The 13,436-nt window shown below is 43.4% G+C and carries 20 protein-coding genes and 1 pseudogene; 3 read left to right on the top strand and 18 right to left on the bottom strand.

Annotated elements, in window-relative coordinates:
* Nucleotides 1–105: 105 nt before the first annotated feature.
* The 3 genes from U0008_RS14540 to U0008_RS14530 form a co-directional block, all read right to left on the bottom strand.
* On the bottom strand, nucleotides 106–564 hold the full coding sequence (locus U0008_RS14540; protein ID WP_043494410.1) for a YuaE family lipoprotein: 459 nt from the start codon (nucleotides 562–564) through the stop codon (nucleotides 106–108).
* 57 nt (nucleotides 565–621) lie between these two features.
* A complete protein-coding gene (locus U0008_RS14535) occupies nucleotides 622–1,293 on the bottom strand; it encodes a helix-turn-helix domain-containing protein (RefSeq protein WP_226930237.1) in 672 nt (223 codons plus the stop codon).
* 785 nt (nucleotides 1,294–2,078) lie between these two features.
* Nucleotides 2,079–2,381, bottom strand: a complete 303-nt coding sequence (locus U0008_RS14530) for an ArsR/SmtB family transcription factor (RefSeq protein ID WP_043494408.1) — start codon at nucleotides 2,379–2,381, stop codon at nucleotides 2,079–2,081.
* A gap of 161 nt (nucleotides 2,382–2,542) precedes the next feature.
* Between U0008_RS14530 and fusA the strand changes: the two genes are divergently transcribed.
* Nucleotides 2,543–4,645 carry an elongation factor G gene (fusA, locus tag U0008_RS14525; RefSeq protein WP_043494405.1) on the top strand — a complete coding sequence of 701 codons (2,103 nt, stop codon included), beginning with the start codon at nucleotides 2,543–2,545 and terminating at the stop codon, nucleotides 4,643–4,645.
* On the opposite strand, the gene U0008_RS22555 is transcribed toward fusA, so the two are convergent.
* The 3 genes from U0008_RS22555 to U0008_RS14515 form a co-directional block, all read right to left on the bottom strand.
* Nucleotides 4,585–4,827, bottom strand: coding sequence for a recombinase family protein (locus U0008_RS22555; protein ID WP_412101729.1), 243 nt, complete (start codon nucleotides 4,825–4,827; stop codon nucleotides 4,585–4,587). The two genes, fusA and U0008_RS22555, sit on opposite strands and share 61 nt — an antisense overlap.
* 273 nt (nucleotides 4,828–5,100) lie before the next feature.
* Complete coding sequence (locus U0008_RS14520; protein ID WP_043494402.1) at nucleotides 5,101–5,607, bottom strand: YqhG/Tai3 family protein; 507 nt, start codon at nucleotides 5,605–5,607, stop codon at nucleotides 5,101–5,103.
* The gene (locus tag U0008_RS14515) at nucleotides 5,607–5,981 is read right to left on the bottom strand and encodes a hypothetical protein (protein WP_043494400.1); all 375 of its coding nucleotides are present in this window, start codon (nucleotides 5,979–5,981) and stop codon (nucleotides 5,607–5,609) included. Before U0008_RS14515 ends, U0008_RS14520 begins: the two co-directional genes overlap by 1 nt.
* A gap of 807 nt (nucleotides 5,982–6,788) precedes the next feature.
* Here U0008_RS14515 and U0008_RS14505 point away from each other — a divergent pair.
* On the top strand, nucleotides 6,789–7,607 hold the full coding sequence (locus U0008_RS14505; protein WP_226930238.1) for a DUF2971 domain-containing protein: 819 nt from the start codon (nucleotides 6,789–6,791) through the stop codon (nucleotides 7,605–7,607).
* 114 nt (nucleotides 7,608–7,721) lie between these two features.
* Nucleotides 7,722–8,075 carry a hypothetical protein gene (locus U0008_RS14500; RefSeq protein WP_155273779.1) on the top strand — a complete coding sequence of 118 codons (354 nt, stop codon included), beginning with the start codon at nucleotides 7,722–7,724 and terminating at the stop codon, nucleotides 8,073–8,075.
* Here U0008_RS14500 and U0008_RS14495 read toward each other — a convergent pair.
* The 12 genes and pseudogenes from U0008_RS14495 to U0008_RS14440 form a co-directional block, all read right to left on the bottom strand.
* Nucleotides 8,026–8,607, bottom strand: a pseudogene (locus U0008_RS14495) (tyrosine-type recombinase/integrase); the annotation flags it as partial. The gene U0008_RS14500 and the pseudogene U0008_RS14495 sit on opposite strands and share 50 nt — an antisense overlap.
* A gap of 206 nt (nucleotides 8,608–8,813) precedes the next feature.
* Nucleotides 8,814–9,014 (bottom strand): helix-turn-helix transcriptional regulator, encoded by a 201-nt coding sequence (locus U0008_RS14490; RefSeq protein WP_025797631.1) that lies wholly within the window; start codon nucleotides 9,012–9,014, stop codon nucleotides 8,814–8,816.
* A gap of 76 nt (nucleotides 9,015–9,090) precedes the next feature.
* Nucleotides 9,091–9,414, bottom strand: coding sequence for a hypothetical protein (locus tag U0008_RS14485; protein ID WP_039185301.1), 324 nt, complete (start codon nucleotides 9,412–9,414; stop codon nucleotides 9,091–9,093).
* Nucleotides 9,415–9,416: 2 nt separating this feature from the next.
* Complete coding sequence (locus U0008_RS14480) at nucleotides 9,417–9,632, bottom strand: hypothetical protein (RefSeq protein WP_025797635.1); 216 nt, start codon at nucleotides 9,630–9,632, stop codon at nucleotides 9,417–9,419.
* A complete protein-coding gene (locus tag U0008_RS14475) occupies nucleotides 9,622–10,197 on the bottom strand; it encodes a hypothetical protein (RefSeq protein ID WP_048797492.1) in 576 nt (191 codons plus the stop codon). Before U0008_RS14475 ends, U0008_RS14480 begins: the two co-directional genes overlap by 11 nt.
* A complete protein-coding gene (locus U0008_RS14470) occupies nucleotides 10,197–11,048 on the bottom strand; it encodes an ORF6N domain-containing protein (RefSeq protein WP_039185306.1) in 852 nt (283 codons plus the stop codon). The genes U0008_RS14475 and U0008_RS14470 overlap by 1 nt, the downstream gene beginning before the upstream one ends.
* Complete coding sequence (locus U0008_RS14465) at nucleotides 11,041–11,232, bottom strand: hypothetical protein (protein WP_043494398.1); 192 nt, start codon at nucleotides 11,230–11,232, stop codon at nucleotides 11,041–11,043. Before U0008_RS14465 ends, U0008_RS14470 begins: the two co-directional genes overlap by 8 nt.
* Before the next feature lie 11 nt (nucleotides 11,233–11,243).
* A complete protein-coding gene (locus U0008_RS14460; RefSeq protein WP_043494396.1) occupies nucleotides 11,244–11,735 on the bottom strand; it encodes a hypothetical protein in 492 nt (163 codons plus the stop codon).
* Nucleotides 11,736–11,740: 5 nt separating this feature from the next.
* Nucleotides 11,741–12,097, bottom strand: a complete 357-nt coding sequence (locus tag U0008_RS14455; protein ID WP_131000276.1) for a hypothetical protein — start codon at nucleotides 12,095–12,097, stop codon at nucleotides 11,741–11,743.
* Between the two features lie 78 nt (nucleotides 12,098–12,175).
* A complete protein-coding gene (locus tag U0008_RS14450; RefSeq protein WP_043494393.1) occupies nucleotides 12,176–12,544 on the bottom strand; it encodes a hypothetical protein in 369 nt (122 codons plus the stop codon).
* A complete protein-coding gene (locus tag U0008_RS14445; protein WP_043494391.1) occupies nucleotides 12,537–12,755 on the bottom strand; it encodes a hypothetical protein in 219 nt (72 codons plus the stop codon). Before U0008_RS14445 ends, U0008_RS14450 begins: the two co-directional genes overlap by 8 nt.
* A gap of 14 nt (nucleotides 12,756–12,769) precedes the next feature.
* Nucleotides 12,770–13,252 carry a hypothetical protein gene (locus tag U0008_RS14440; protein WP_043494389.1) on the bottom strand — a complete coding sequence of 161 codons (483 nt, stop codon included), beginning with the start codon at nucleotides 13,250–13,252 and terminating at the stop codon, nucleotides 12,770–12,772.
* Between the last annotated feature and the right edge of the window lie 184 nt (nucleotides 13,253–13,436).

Raw genomic sequence — 13,436 nt, 5'->3', positions numbered from 1 at the left:
TATTTTTCTCATAACGAATACCAATGTAATATTTTTATGAAATACACAAAGAGCCCTATCTTCTTAAAAGAAGGGCTCTTGCTAGAAATCTATTTTTATGTGGAATTAAATTCCGGCGAGTTCTTTTATTTTTCCTTTAACAACGGAATATCCGGTGTATTGCACTTTTGAACATAATGTATCTAATTTCATTTCAAGCGACATGGTATAAACTTCTTTGGCGTCGTTATCCATAATGTTTTTATTGACGTTCAAGAAACGATATCCTTTGCCAATGTCACCATAGTCTTTGGTATATTTTTGATATTGAGGAGCCTGTGTCTCTCTGAGGAAATTAAAGTGGTCAACACAAACGTTATTGGTTGAAGCCAAAGTGATGCCGGTCAAGTTTGCGGTGCGTTTTGCAATATAATTATCCGTTGGTGTATTTGCATTCGTATACCCAGTCGTTGCCGCAGCTGTTTTATGGTTGTTGCTCTGAGGCTTCTTTGTTGGCTGAGTTGAGCATGCAGCCAACAGACAGATTGATCCCAAGATCAATAATTTTGATGAACCCATGTTCATATAAAATAGCTCCTTAATTACATCATGATTAAATCATTATTAAACGGCCAGTATTGGCTACGGTTGGGGCAAGTGTGGTGCAACTCGCGCAGGGTGTTGAGGAAGAACTTTCCCTGCAACGAATGACAACAACGGCGTTCTTGGTGAATAGTCACCAAAACGCGAATCAAAATAAGAGGGCGGAAATCTCGCTCTCAAAAAATAAAATAAGAAGTTGATATTTTTCACATTAAAGTATGAGACGAGTCCACCCGTATAGCGGTAAAGCGTTTTATGCGAAATTCTAAGCGTTCTGGCTATCAGGCTAAACGTCCATCCTTTATTTGCCATAAGAATAATAGCCATTTTCATTGAGCCCAATTTTTTAACACAAATAAGATCGTTGAACTCTTTAATGAAGTAATAAGTTAAGCTTGATCTGAGCAACGAGGGCATATCACGCATCCAAACTGACAGCGGAGCATTAATATCGATATGCGGTAATCGCTCTAATACCATCGACATATCGCCGGCTGAACAAATAAGGATCACTGATGTACGGTTTGCATAGGCATTTTTTAAAATAATCCCAAGATCTGACATAAGTTTCAAACTATCTACATCAATAAAAATAGCCTTATTGACGATGATTTTTGGGTCAAGATCGTCAAGTAAGGAGAATAGACCTAACTTTAGGTATTCGTTATCCGTAATAATGGAAATCTTGTTGTGTCTCTTGTCATCATTCATGGTAATTTTCATTTTATGTTTATGTCCAAATCAAGCATGAAACTCATCTTAGGTTAGCGATAGCGTCAGCAGCATAACGAGTCAAATCTCGATATATGACTTACGGCATTGAGCCGCATAGATTGAGGAAGGAGGCGGTCTATTAACTTTGAAAATTCAAATTCCACAATCATCATTAGGCTACTATCATTTTTTACGTTCTATGTTAAAAACGAATGGTTAAAAAACGGAAATACTCCGCGCTTCAATATACGTATAACAGAATGAACAATGGCCAAATTAAGGGAGCTCTGTTGTTCAGCGATGTTGCTCAGCGGCAGCCGCAGGCTAAAACCGCGTAACTCTTCTACCTGTCTAGTGCTGATTATTATTAGATGACCAGAGGTGAAGATATTATTGGTGCGCTTTATGGTGCGCCTTCGTTTTCTTGAGCAAAAGTATACTTAGGCCTACTCTTGTCAGATATTTATATCAGTGAAATTTTGTTTTATAATTTTATCGTCTGGTTATATTGGTTTTTTTAGAGTTTTAATTCGGTTTTATAAGCCACTCATCGGATGACTCATCCAATTCTGGAATATTCGTGATGATGTAAAAGGTATTCGTGATGGGGATTTTGAGGGGGGAAATTTAATAGTGAGCTGATAGGACGTGAGTGAGGGAATAGGAGCAAAGGGAGACAATCGTATTATGGCGTTGGGTCAAGATCGGCAGCAGTCGTGCTCGACGCGGCTGTAGAAATCAGGCTGGGTTAGCGTGAGTGCCACCCAGCATAGAAGCAAAGGTTATTGCATCACTCTCAGTAACGTATCCAGCAACCCTGGGAAACGGGTATCTAAATCTTCTCTACGTAAAGAAATCATATTCTCGCGTCCCTGTGGACGCTGCCAGATCACGCCGCTGTCGCGCAATACACGCCAGTGATGCGTCATGGTGGATTTGGCAATTTCTTCTGGACGTAGCGCGTTGCAGCTGAGTTCGCCGCCGTCGGCGAGCAGGCGGAGGATCTCCAGTCTTAGCGGGTTACCGAGGGCTAATAGGACATTTTCCAACGTGATCTGTTCAGGTTCGGGATGGTTAGCAATCATAGGCTTCCTAAGTTAGCGCACAGTTTGAGCTATCTTAATGATAGGCTCATCCTTAAAAAAATAGTTCGTATATACTCGTACAATAGGACTATTATAACAGACGAACACACAGACGACCATTTCGGTTGTTCTATTTAAGTCAAACTGACTAAGGATTTATCATGCCCCGACCCGTCCCTCTCGAACGTTATCGCAACATCGGTATCTCCGCGCATATCGATGCCGGTAAAACGACGACCACCGAGCGCATTCTGTTTTATACCGGAATGAGCCATAAAATGGGTGAAGTTCACGATGGCGCGGCAACAACAGACTGGATGGCGCAGGAGCAAGAGCGCGGGATTACCATTACCTCCGCCGCGGTGAGTGCCTTCTGGTCTGGTATGGATCGAAATTTTGAACCGCACCGGATCAACATTATCGACACCCCAGGGCACGTGGATTTCACCATTGAAGTGGAGCGATCCATGCGCGTGCTCGACGGCGCGGTGATGGTGTATGACTCCGTCGGTGGTGTACAGCCGCAGTCAGAAACTGTCTGGCGACAGGCAAATAAATATCACGTACCGCGTCTGGCGTTCGTGAATAAAATGGACCGTCAGGGAGCCGATTTCTTCCGCGTGGTACAGATGATGATTGACCGCCTGAAAGCTAATCCGGTGCCGATTGTCATTCCTGTCGGTGCAGAAGAGCATTTTACCGGCGTGGTCGATCTCATCAAAATGCGCACCATTTTGTGGGACGATGCCACTCAGGGAATGACCTTCAGCTATGGTCCGGTACCAGACGATTTGCTGAGTACTGCGCAAATCTGGCGGGACAAAATGGTCTCGGCGGCGGCGGAAGCCACTGATGCTCTGATGGATAAATATCTGGAAACAGGCGAGCTAAGCGAATCGGAAATCATTGAAGGGCTGCGCAAGCGCACTATCAAAGGTGAGATCCAGCCGATGCTGTGCGGCAGTGCGTTTAAAAACAAAGGCGTGCAGCGCATGCTTGATGCGGTGGTCGAACTGATGCCGTCGCCCCTTGACGTTCCGGCTATTGATGGCGTGGATGAAAAAGGGCAGCCAGCGGAACGCCATCCGAGTGACGATGAACCGTTCTCGGCGTTAGCGTTCAAGCTGATGACCGACCCGTACGTTGGTCAACTGACCTTTATCCGTGTCTATTCCGGCGTGCTGAAAAAAGGCGACGCGGTGTACAACCCGGTTAAAGGGAAAAAAGAGCGTATTGGACGCATTGTGCTGATGCATGCCAACGATCGTCATGAAGTCGACGAGCTGCGGGCGGGGGATATTGCCGCCTGTGTTGGACTGAAAGATGTCACGACGGGCGATACACTGACCGATCCGGATCACGTGATCACGCTTGAGCGCATGGAATTCCCAGAACCGGTGATTTCGCTGGCGATCGAGCCGAAAACCAAGGCCGATCAGGAGAAAATGGGTATCGCATTGCAGCGTCTGGCGGCGGAAGATCCGTCGTTCCGCTTGCACACGGACGAAGAGTCCGGTCAGACAATCATCTCCGGAATGGGCGAGCTGCATCTGGAAATTATCGTCGACCGCATGAAACGCGAGTTTGGCGTTGAGGCCAATATCGGGCGTCCGCAGGTGACTTATCGCGAGACGTTACGCAAAGCGGTGAAAGAGATCGAAGGTAAATTTGTGCGTCAGTCCGGCGGGAAAGGGCAGTACGGTCATGTGGTGCTGAGTCTGGAACCGCTTGAGCCGGGCAGCGGCTTTAAGTTTGAAGATGCCACTAAAGGCGGCGTGGTGCCGCGCGAGTACATTCCATCCGTGGAGAAAGGCCTGCGCGAAGCCATGAGCAACGGTGTGCTGGCGGGTTATCCGGTGGTGGACGTAAAAGCGACCCTGACGTTTGGTTCGTATCACGACGTCGACTCTTCGGAAATGGCTTTCCGTATGGCGGCGATCTTTGGCTTTAAAGACGGCGTGCGCCAAGCCGATCCGGCCATTCTGGAACCGGTGATGCACGTCGAGGTGGAAACGCCGGAAGAGTACGCAGGGAACATCATGGGCGATCTCTCTTCCCGTCGCGGCATGGTGCAGGGCATGGAAGAGCGGTTTGGCAGCCAGATTATTCGTGCTGACGTTCCGCTGGCCGAGATGTTTGGTTACGCAACCACGTTGAGATCGATGTCTCAGGGGCGCGCAACCTACAGTATGGAGTTTCACCATTATGCCGAAGCACCGCGCAACGTGGCCGAAGATATCATTGCCAACCGCGCAAAAGCATAGTTTGCTGCGCATTTGGCCTTGATGGTCTCGACAGTGCTTAGCACGTCGATAGTGTGGCGCCCTAGACAGTCAATTGCGACTACTACAGATATATCATTACGGCGAGCAGTTCGGATTGCCCCCATCAACGCTGGTCTTTGTTCTGCGGGGGCCGTTCCGCTAACATTCTCATCAACAAACACAAAGTCATCTTCCAGAGCATAACCAGCAGCCACGATTTGCTGGTGCTGATTTTTTACAGTCTAGTCGCTGGTTGATACACATTAGGTAAGGAATAACAGCTATGCTAAATTCTCTGGGTGATTTGTTCGTAAATCATGGCCGTTCATAAAAACATAATCAACCTTTGCGAATGCATAAAACGCTATGATTGAGACTGTCCGTAAAGGAGAGTCCTTCTGAACAGTTAAAAGGGGTACGAGCAAATCTGCTTAAGCCCCTTATTGTTAATTAAATTACCTTCCACTTTTTTTCAGGGCTTTTGCCTGAGCGATGGCCCCACTGCTAAATATCGGATGCTCATGGTTGTTCGTTACATCGCGCACTCGGTAGATTTTCCAGATTCCATCCTCACGACGTAAAAACGCCTCAAGATGGATATAGCCGCCGTTTTCAACACCTTCCATTACTTGAACCACTTCTCCGCCCAAAAATGGCGTTGCACCCTCAACGCGCAACTGTGGAACCCAATCACTTGAATAATCTTGCACGTAGGTAAAGTAATCAGACTCCATTAGCTCTTGCTCTGGAATATCCTGGATAGCGTTAATACGGCCTATCGTATCGGCTGATACGTATTTATTAAGTTTATCAGAAGGGTATGGTGCCGTGACATTGCTACCGAATTGCGTCAGATACGACGTGTAAAACTCTTTGGCCTGTTTGGTCGCCTGCTGGTTTTGATTGGGAACCGAGCTGCATGCTACCAGCAAGATGACAGCCGGCAAAAGTAATCTTTTCATCAGTTCATCCGATAGATTTTGAAAGACGGGTGCAAGCGGCGATAGCCAGGGCCGGGATACATACCACTTTGAACAAAGTCACTAATCCAAGTCATACCGTTATACATAGTCATATGACCAATCCCATTACCTCCGGGATAAGGTTGAATCACTGCCACGTCACCGGGAAGCAACATAGAGCCTGGTGGCACCTCGCTAAATCCCGCTCTTATCAGATTTGCACCGTAGTCCTTTGCGTAATGCGAGTTTGGCGAACCAATATCAACACCGCCCGCCAGAATTGCTAGTCGGGTAAATCTGGCACATTCACTATGCGATCTGCCGAGTGCATGCGTCCTCAAATACGATATTGCTACCTGCTTGTTCCAGCTCATTTTATATCCCTGATATGGCCTAAAATTACTTCTTACTCCTTAACTTAAATTTCTACTCATCAAAAAATGCGAAAAATATATGAGATTACGCTTTTCACAAGCCACTCTGAAACCGTACTTAGTAGTTCTCTTCTCTTGCACCCTTAACTAACTGTAAACACTTAACTACCACTAATAGACCGAACTCAGCAGCGGGAACGGAATGGGGGGAGTGTTACCAACGGTGCAAAACTGAGCCGTTGGGCTATCGTCAAAAAACTAGGCATCTCTCCTAACACCGCCAAGCGCTACCTGAAGGTAAAATCTGAGCTTCCAGAATACACGTCAAGACCCTGAGCCTCCTCCGTTCTGGATAAATACCGTGATTATGTTCGTGCTCGTATTCAAGACGTCCAGAGGCGAAAGAAAAAAGCTGCATGGCTTACACAAGATAAAATTAAAAGTTTGCCGTTAGCCGAGCATTGCATTCTGCTCGGTTTTTTTATGTCATGACAAATTGCAAAAAACAAAACTCTAGTCGCGAAAACTAAAAAATATATTTATTTCAATAGGTTATTTGTCTTAATGAATGAGCTATTAAGAGGCTAAACTGAAAAACACTGAAATCCTTTTCAATGTTTTCAGTTTGTATTCCTTTGCTGAATCCTAGTAGTGGCGCGGGTTAGCCTACCGAGTTGTAGAAAATAAAACTGAAAAATTTTTCAGATACAAAAGCCGCAGGCGGGTGCGGTGTAGTGCCGTTTTCGTCATTTTAATGTTTGATGTACTTGAGGTATGATCAAACAATCATGGATTATGTGATTTTTTATGGTGGGCGCTTTGTATATTTATAAATATCGTGAGTTTAGTATAAACAATCTCAATGCATTACAAGATAATAAAATTTGGTTTTCAAGAGGGAGTAATTTTAATGATCCTTTTGATTGTTCAATGAATGTTCCGGTTACTTTGACCAGCAGAGAGTCTATAAAGAATTTTATAATAAATAATCCAACAAAAAGCTCTCTTGTCGAGATGGCTAAAAATGACCACAGCCTTCTAGAGAATATTGTTGATAGCCAATTTAATGCAGCGAAAATTCAGCTTGAAAAATATGGGATTGAAAATCATGAGCTATCCCCCGTATTTAATATAGTGTCAGGCGCATTATTAAGATCATTTGTCTGTTGTTTCTCTAAAAATGCAACTAACCCTTTGCTATGGTCTCATTATGCTGGCTCACACTCAGGTTATTGTATAAGATTTAAAAAAGAAATTCTTTTAAAAGATTTATTACCATCTCAACATGGTGATGTTAAATACAGCAATAGCCCAGTAAACTTAATGAATGGATTATATGATGGAAGTAATGCAGCTAAGGATATAATTTTTTCAAAATCACTCCCTTGGATATATGAGGACGAATATAGATTAATTCATTCTGAATTAGCGGTTAATGATAGTGATAATTATAGAGTTTGTGATTATTCCGATGATGCTATTGACTGTATTATTTTAGGATATTCTGCAGGTGAGAAAAACTTGAAGTTATTGAAGTCCATATTTAATGACAAAAAGGTTTTTTTCAAAAAAATAGAACGTGGTACACATGACTATAATTTGCATGTTGGGACTGGGCGGCTTTAAGGAAATTATCAATGAGGGTTTATAAATATCGCGGTGAAAATAGAGATATTATAAAGAGAGATTTGAAAAGTTTAGTTAATAATGAAATTTATGGCGCGCCTATATGTAGTTTAAATGATATATTTTGGATGTAGAACTAATGACCTATTATTTAAATTAGTAATGAAAGTGTTGCAGGGACGAAATCTAAAATATTATAAAATGAGGTTAAAAAAAGACTCTTACTCTTTAGAACGTGTAATTATAGAGGATAAATATGCAGGAATGGCTTATGGCAAAGGAATGATTGCTACAGTAGATAAAGGAATCCCTTATATTTACGAGGGGGGTAAAAAGTATGAGGGTTACTTTTTGAAAGCAATAGATATTGTCAGAAAATTTCCTGATAGTAAATCTATAATTGACGTCGAACTCTCTGTTAATAAAGGTGACAGAATAAATCCTGTTGTCTTTGTTCAATATAAATAAAATGATTATAATTTCCTCTAATAGAGTTCTTATCAACATGCGCAAGTTGCATTTCGATCCAAGCACTATCAAAACCCTTCTCATGCAGAATTGTGCTCATCATATGTCGAAATCCGTGACCGGTTAATCTGCCATGATAGCCAATCATCTTGATGAATTTATATTATAGTCGCCTCGCTCATTGGCTTACGCACATCATTGCGACCAGGAAAAACCAGTGTGTAATTGCCAGAGATGACTTTTAGTTTTTTCAGTATGTCAATTGCTTGCTTTGATAGAGGAACCAAATGGGGACGACGTTTTTTTATGTGTTCTTTTGGTATTTCCCATAGAGCATTATCGAGATTGAACTCTTTCCACTCTGCGGCGCGCAGTTCAATAGTTCTTACTCCTGTCAGCATCAGCATCAGCATCAGCATCAGCAGCTGTGTGGCGTACTTCGATAATTGGCTTCCCTGATAGTTTTCTAAGCAGCCACAAATTCGGGAATCTCATCAGCCGTTAAGAACGGGAAGTGATTCGTTTGTGGCTTATCGCAAGAGTGTATAGATTCCAGTAGAAAGAATGAGACTTCCTTAGACTATGATCCAATTTTATTGTTTGAATTTAAAGGAATAATGGACTTCGTGAGATGGTTTGAGAACTCAGAATGGTGTCCCCTGCATACTTCGAAGTTAATATTCAGTGGATTGATATATATAAGTTTTAATCTATGTGTAAAATTATTTACCCATAATTTTACCCACCTGAGCGAGACAGGAGGCGGCTCTTGAATTCGCAAAGGTCACTATAGCGCCAGCGCGAGCGACCATGAATCTTCTCTGGTTTAGCCAAGGTTCCATCCTTCACTCGGTCATAAATGAAGGTTTTACCAAACCCAGTGTCCGCTTTGATGAATTTCAGATCAACTAGTGAGTCCGGGCTCATGTTGTGTGTCATGGTTTCATCTCCGTGCCGGGAATCGAACCTGTAAAACGTTGTGCCCCCATTACATTAGCAATGCAATACACTGGCATTATTCACCTACCTTACGATAACCAGCACTCAACACTGCTTTTGCTATATGGGCTGCTGATCCATCTGCGTTGTGACATTCCACCTCAACCAGCTCGTTCAGTTCGTTAACTAAAATTCCATCAAGGTTCTTTGGCCATTGCTCCCAAGGAATGTCTGCACCTTCAAACCCTGCTAGCGTTTCAATGGTGAGCATCACGGCATCTTCAACACTGCGATCAGGCTTTCGATATCCTGCAGCAAAAATAGCGTCGGTGATGCCAGATGAGCCACCAGACACTGCGGCCTTGATTGTCTTCGTGAGTTCAAACATATTGCTATTCATCACTAGACCTCCCGCATAACAGCTTTATAGGCGCGCATCACAACAGCGGTTTTGCCTGATATGACCGACTTCATAAAGAAGAGACCCGAGCGATAAGTTTTAACATTAGCCGCAAATAATGCGGCATCGACTACACGGTTATGACGGCGGAATTCAAAGGCAGTACTGGTCACTGTGATCGTTGCAATGACACCGTGGTCTTGATAATCAATCTTCATTTAGCACCTCAGCACATAGTTCGAAGGCGTTATCGTGCAACGGCATGATCACTAGAAACGGGTTGCCATATAGGTGATTGGTCACCGGATCTAAAATCAGTTGGCATGGCGCCGTCTTGCCATAAGGTTTGAATTTGACGGGGCCAAACCCGCTACGAAACATTAAATAAGGCAACGCCAGCAGTTGGGCTGCAAACATCGGGAACTCGGTGCAAGGTTCTGGCTTCTCAGGCAACAGCTTGGCAAAGTCAGGGTAGCGACCGGCAACGAGTTTGAGATCGCTATAACCGATTATTGTTTCATCATCGCTCATGTGCGCGGCGTACCATTCACCATTCGTCTGTGTGATTAGTGTTCCCTCAGCATCATCTGGAATAACACCGCTGACCAAAAAGACAGCGTCAATTTCAGTATCAGCGCCATGTTCCATCATTACAGCAGCACGCCCATTAGTCGCTTTAATATGGGTTGGGGTGATGTATACCCCTTGCAGGTAAGTGCGCTGTTCGTTCTCGGCAGCCACGCAGCACAGAGCGGCACGAAGAATATCCGTTGGTATAAGCATTATTTGGCCTCCGGTGTGTAAATGGCTTTGTCGTGACTAAACTCGCCGTTCCATGTCTTTTTCATTGGCAGTTCACCTTTCATGTACAACCGGTAAAGTCGGTGACAACCATTCTCCAGTAGCACTGGCGTAAATCGGGTAAACTCGTCTGCCCCATGCGGTGTAATCTGCGTTTCTTCTTCAGTCAGATATTTATCGCGGGCATAAGAAGCAACACGCCACTTCGGGGGCTTTTCAGGATCTCGCTGGGCGTTGTATAACCAGTTGCGTTGAAAAGCCCACCATGACATTTTGCTTACATTGACGCCGTTTAGAGCTTTACAGAAAGCAGGGATCGTCATGCCTTTCGTGAAGTGTTTCGCCAAGCTTTCCACGGTGGCATTGAGGGTTTTATTCTCAAGTGCGGCTGCTTCGGCTCGTTCCTCGGCTTCGATAACCATTAACGCTAATTCTTTACGTCCGATCGCCGCTGGCGCTGTAATCGCATTACGCTGGGTAAAGTAGAACTCAACCAAGTCCTCGTGGTATCCCCACGCCTGATCGGTTTCCAGCATCTTCGCGTGGTTTGCCGCGCCGCGCTCTGTCCACAGCATCAGGGAGCGTGTTTTAGTAGAGATTTGCAGGTAACTAAAAGATACCCGCAAATTTGCTAATTCTTTGCCGGTGACTTTGAAGAAGTGTTTCCCCTCTACGAAGCGATCAGCATTACGCGAATAGTTCATTTTGATATTGGTGACATCAGTGCCATATCCCGCGGCCATTTGCTCGGTGGTCACTATGCGCAGCCCACGATACTCAATAACTTTCAAGTCTTTGGCTTCAACAGCCACCAGCTCAGTTTTCTTAGCCATTGTTCGCCTCACTTGTGCTGCAGGTAATTTGATAACCAGCCATCTCGGCCAGCTCAATGAAAACCGGAATCGTAGCTACCATTTCACCGTTTTGTAGCAGTCGTTCACTGATGATTTTCCCGTTCTCCAACGTGAGGAGAATCTGGGCTTTATAATTGCTAGCTAATTCTGTTGTGCTATTCATTGCCGCTCCCCTCAGTGCATTTCTTTAGCTGGTGGAATTTCACCGCTGATTAAAAATTTCGAACCGGAAATAAGAACCTCATCGATGAAATCAACCATCCATGTAGACCCTTCCTCTGCTCGCTTTAGGCGGTCGTCCAAATAAAACTGCATGACTGATATGTAGCGATCGGCTGAACGCTTCTCTAAAATCGTGGCTTCTATTTGGCACTGAAGGAGTGTTTCGATTACACCCTTGTCTATTTGCATAATGACGTTTCCGTGAACAAATATGTGCTCGCCATTAGCAGCCAGACCGAAACGCTCCTCGCATTCGATTAAATAGGTGAGAGCCTCAACGGAACGAGCCTGTGAGCAGAAACACTCTGCATACTCCAGCATTTCATCGCGTGATAACTCCGCTCCTGAACTTAAGCGATTAATATCAAGAAGCCACTCGGGGACATGAGTGCCACTGCTCTTCATATATTCGACCATTTGTTCTAGCGATCTTTTATTCTTCACAATGCTCACTCCTTATTAAATAAGCCGCGTTCGTTGGCTAACTCGGCAATGTTTTTGACGAGGTTATTCATGAACTCATGACCTTCATCATTTAGTTTGTCATTACCTTTTTTTAAAAGTGATTTATAGGTTTCTAAAATCATCGGTTCGGCTTCGGAACGTTTATTGACATCTAGCGCGGAACGCTCAAAAAATATTTCTAGTCCCTTGCTTAATGTTGATTCTGATAACTCAACTGTACGCATAGCCCCATCCCCTAAGGTAACAATAGTGCAATGACTATTTGTCTTTCGCAGCATTGAATTAAGCTTGGTATCGATGAGGTATTTTCTATATTGAGCAATCTTTTGTTGAATGTTCATATATGCCTTATTCTAAAATTTAGGTGCAGTTAGCCCCAGCCATTAGGCTGTAATTATTTTTTTTGCTTAATTAATAAATTAACTTTTAAGTGTTTCTTGTGCGGTGTTGGTAATGGTGATCGCTCCGCCGATTAATCCTGCCATATCAGAGTCAGTAATACCTTCAAGCGCGCAGGATAAAACAGATCTTATTTGCCCCAACATACAGCCAACTTCTAGCGCTTTATCTATACACCCACTATCACTTACTTTACCGTAGCTAGTATTAATTAGGTGTTCATCAAGCTTTATTAGATTATGCTCTAGCTCAATTGCAAAAGTTAGGGCCATTGATTGTTGCACTTCAGCATCATGATCATCATCTGAATTTCTAATCCCCTTAATGCATGAAATGATGTTGGATGCTAAATTTACTGAGTTAGTTGATAAGTATTGTAAGTCACTCATGCTTGGATACCTCTTCATTTAATTCATATAGAGCTGTGCTAAGTTTTAGTATCCCTTGGCGTAGAGCGCCTAGAGAACCAACAAAATTTAGATAATCTGCGTCCAGCTTTTCGTCAGCTATTTCATGCAGTGTGGCAGCCAGCCCAAACAAATTTGACGTTTCTTCGTGGAGGCTACGAAGCTTTGATATTGTTGCAAGATTGATATTCATACTTCCCCACTTTGCTATAGCGTTGGTGCGTAGTTCTTGCTTAATAGAGTGTTCAGGCTAATCATTGCATTAGGAAATTTGTTGATATTCATTTTTTCTAATTTTGAAATATTGTTTATGTCAGATATTTTTGAAACCAAATAAAATTCTTTTTTCACTCTTGCATAAAATTCGAAATTATAAGGGGGTTCCGTATTCATCATTAGTGTGTATTTAACACTTACACCTAACTTATCCGGCAGGTAAGGGAAGTGCGCCATAATGACATTTAAACCATCTACATTAACTTCATCTATATTTGAGAATGAATTAATTAGATAAGCGATGCCATCTTCATGTTTGTAGATCCCGTAACATGTAATTTCACCATCATCAGCAGCTTGTAATTCATAGGCAGTAGTATCTTCATTGCAACGAAACCATGCACGAAAGAGGCCGTTTTTATCATCAACGATAGGGAATTCTGCATATACACCGGGCTTAGTTCTAATAACCATACGGTCATATGACTTCAGTCTAGTGATTGCCCAATATATTTAGATGAATAATTTCTCATTTATCTTGTCCCCGCAGGTTCAAATTCGCATGGCATGCGAGTACTTTCAAACTCACGCTTAATTGCTTTACATTCCCTACAGGCTGGAAATGGTAACGACCAGTAATATAATTAAAGCCAGCCAA

Source organism: Hafnia alvei, from assembly GCF_034424155.1.
In the GTDB taxonomy this organism is placed as follows: Bacteria; Pseudomonadota; Gammaproteobacteria; order Enterobacterales; family Enterobacteriaceae; genus Hafnia; species Hafnia alvei.
Note: the sequence above shows the minus strand (reverse complement) of the source record. Positions and strands in the feature narration are given on the sequence as shown.

Excerpts from the sequence above, each read along its gene's own strand:
- U0008_RS14540 (WP_043494410.1), bottom strand. The coding sequence starts at position 564 with ATGAACATGGGTTCATCAAAATTATTGATCTTGGGATCAATCTGTCTG.
- U0008_RS14535 (WP_226930237.1), bottom strand. The coding sequence starts at position 1,293 with ATGAATGATGACAAGAGACACAACAAGATTTCCATTATTACGGATAAC.
- U0008_RS14530 (WP_043494408.1), bottom strand. The coding sequence starts at position 2,381 with ATGATTGCTAACCATCCCGAACCTGAACAGATCACGTTGGAAAATGTC.
- fusA (WP_043494405.1), top strand. The coding sequence starts at position 2,543 with ATGCCCCGACCCGTCCCTCTCGAACGTTATCGCAACATCGGTATCTCC.
- U0008_RS14520 (WP_043494402.1), bottom strand. The coding sequence starts at position 5,607 with ATGAAAAGATTACTTTTGCCGGCTGTCATCTTGCTGGTAGCATGCAGC.
- U0008_RS14515 (WP_043494400.1), bottom strand. The coding sequence starts at position 5,981 with ATGAGCTGGAACAAGCAGGTAGCAATATCGTATTTGAGGACGCATGCA.
- U0008_RS14505 (WP_226930238.1), top strand. The coding sequence starts at position 6,789 with ATGGTGGGCGCTTTGTATATTTATAAATATCGTGAGTTTAGTATAAAC.
- U0008_RS14500 (WP_155273779.1), top strand. The coding sequence starts at position 7,722 with ATGATATATTTTGGATGTAGAACTAATGACCTATTATTTAAATTAGTA.
- U0008_RS14490 (WP_025797631.1), bottom strand. The coding sequence starts at position 9,014 with ATGACACACAACATGAGCCCGGACTCACTAGTTGATCTGAAATTCATC.
- U0008_RS14485 (WP_039185301.1), bottom strand. The coding sequence starts at position 9,414 with ATGAATAGCAATATGTTTGAACTCACGAAGACAATCAAGGCCGCAGTG.
- U0008_RS14480 (WP_025797635.1), bottom strand. The coding sequence starts at position 9,632 with ATGAAGATTGATTATCAAGACCACGGTGTCATTGCAACGATCACAGTG.
- U0008_RS14475 (WP_048797492.1), bottom strand. The coding sequence starts at position 10,197 with ATGCTTATACCAACGGATATTCTTCGTGCCGCTCTGTGCTGCGTGGCT.
- U0008_RS14470 (WP_039185306.1), bottom strand. The coding sequence starts at position 11,048 with ATGGCTAAGAAAACTGAGCTGGTGGCTGTTGAAGCCAAAGACTTGAAA.
- U0008_RS14465 (WP_043494398.1), bottom strand. The coding sequence starts at position 11,232 with ATGAATAGCACAACAGAATTAGCTAGCAATTATAAAGCCCAGATTCTC.
- U0008_RS14455 (WP_131000276.1), bottom strand. The coding sequence starts at position 12,097 with ATGAACATTCAACAAAAGATTGCTCAATATAGAAAATACCTCATCGAT.
- U0008_RS14450 (WP_043494393.1), bottom strand. The coding sequence starts at position 12,544 with ATGAGTGACTTACAATACTTATCAACTAACTCAGTAAATTTAGCATCC.
- U0008_RS14445 (WP_043494391.1), bottom strand. The coding sequence starts at position 12,755 with ATGAATATCAATCTTGCAACAATATCAAAGCTTCGTAGCCTCCACGAA.
- U0008_RS14440 (WP_043494389.1), bottom strand. The coding sequence starts at position 13,252 with ATGGTTATTAGAACTAAGCCCGGTGTATATGCAGAATTCCCTATCGTT.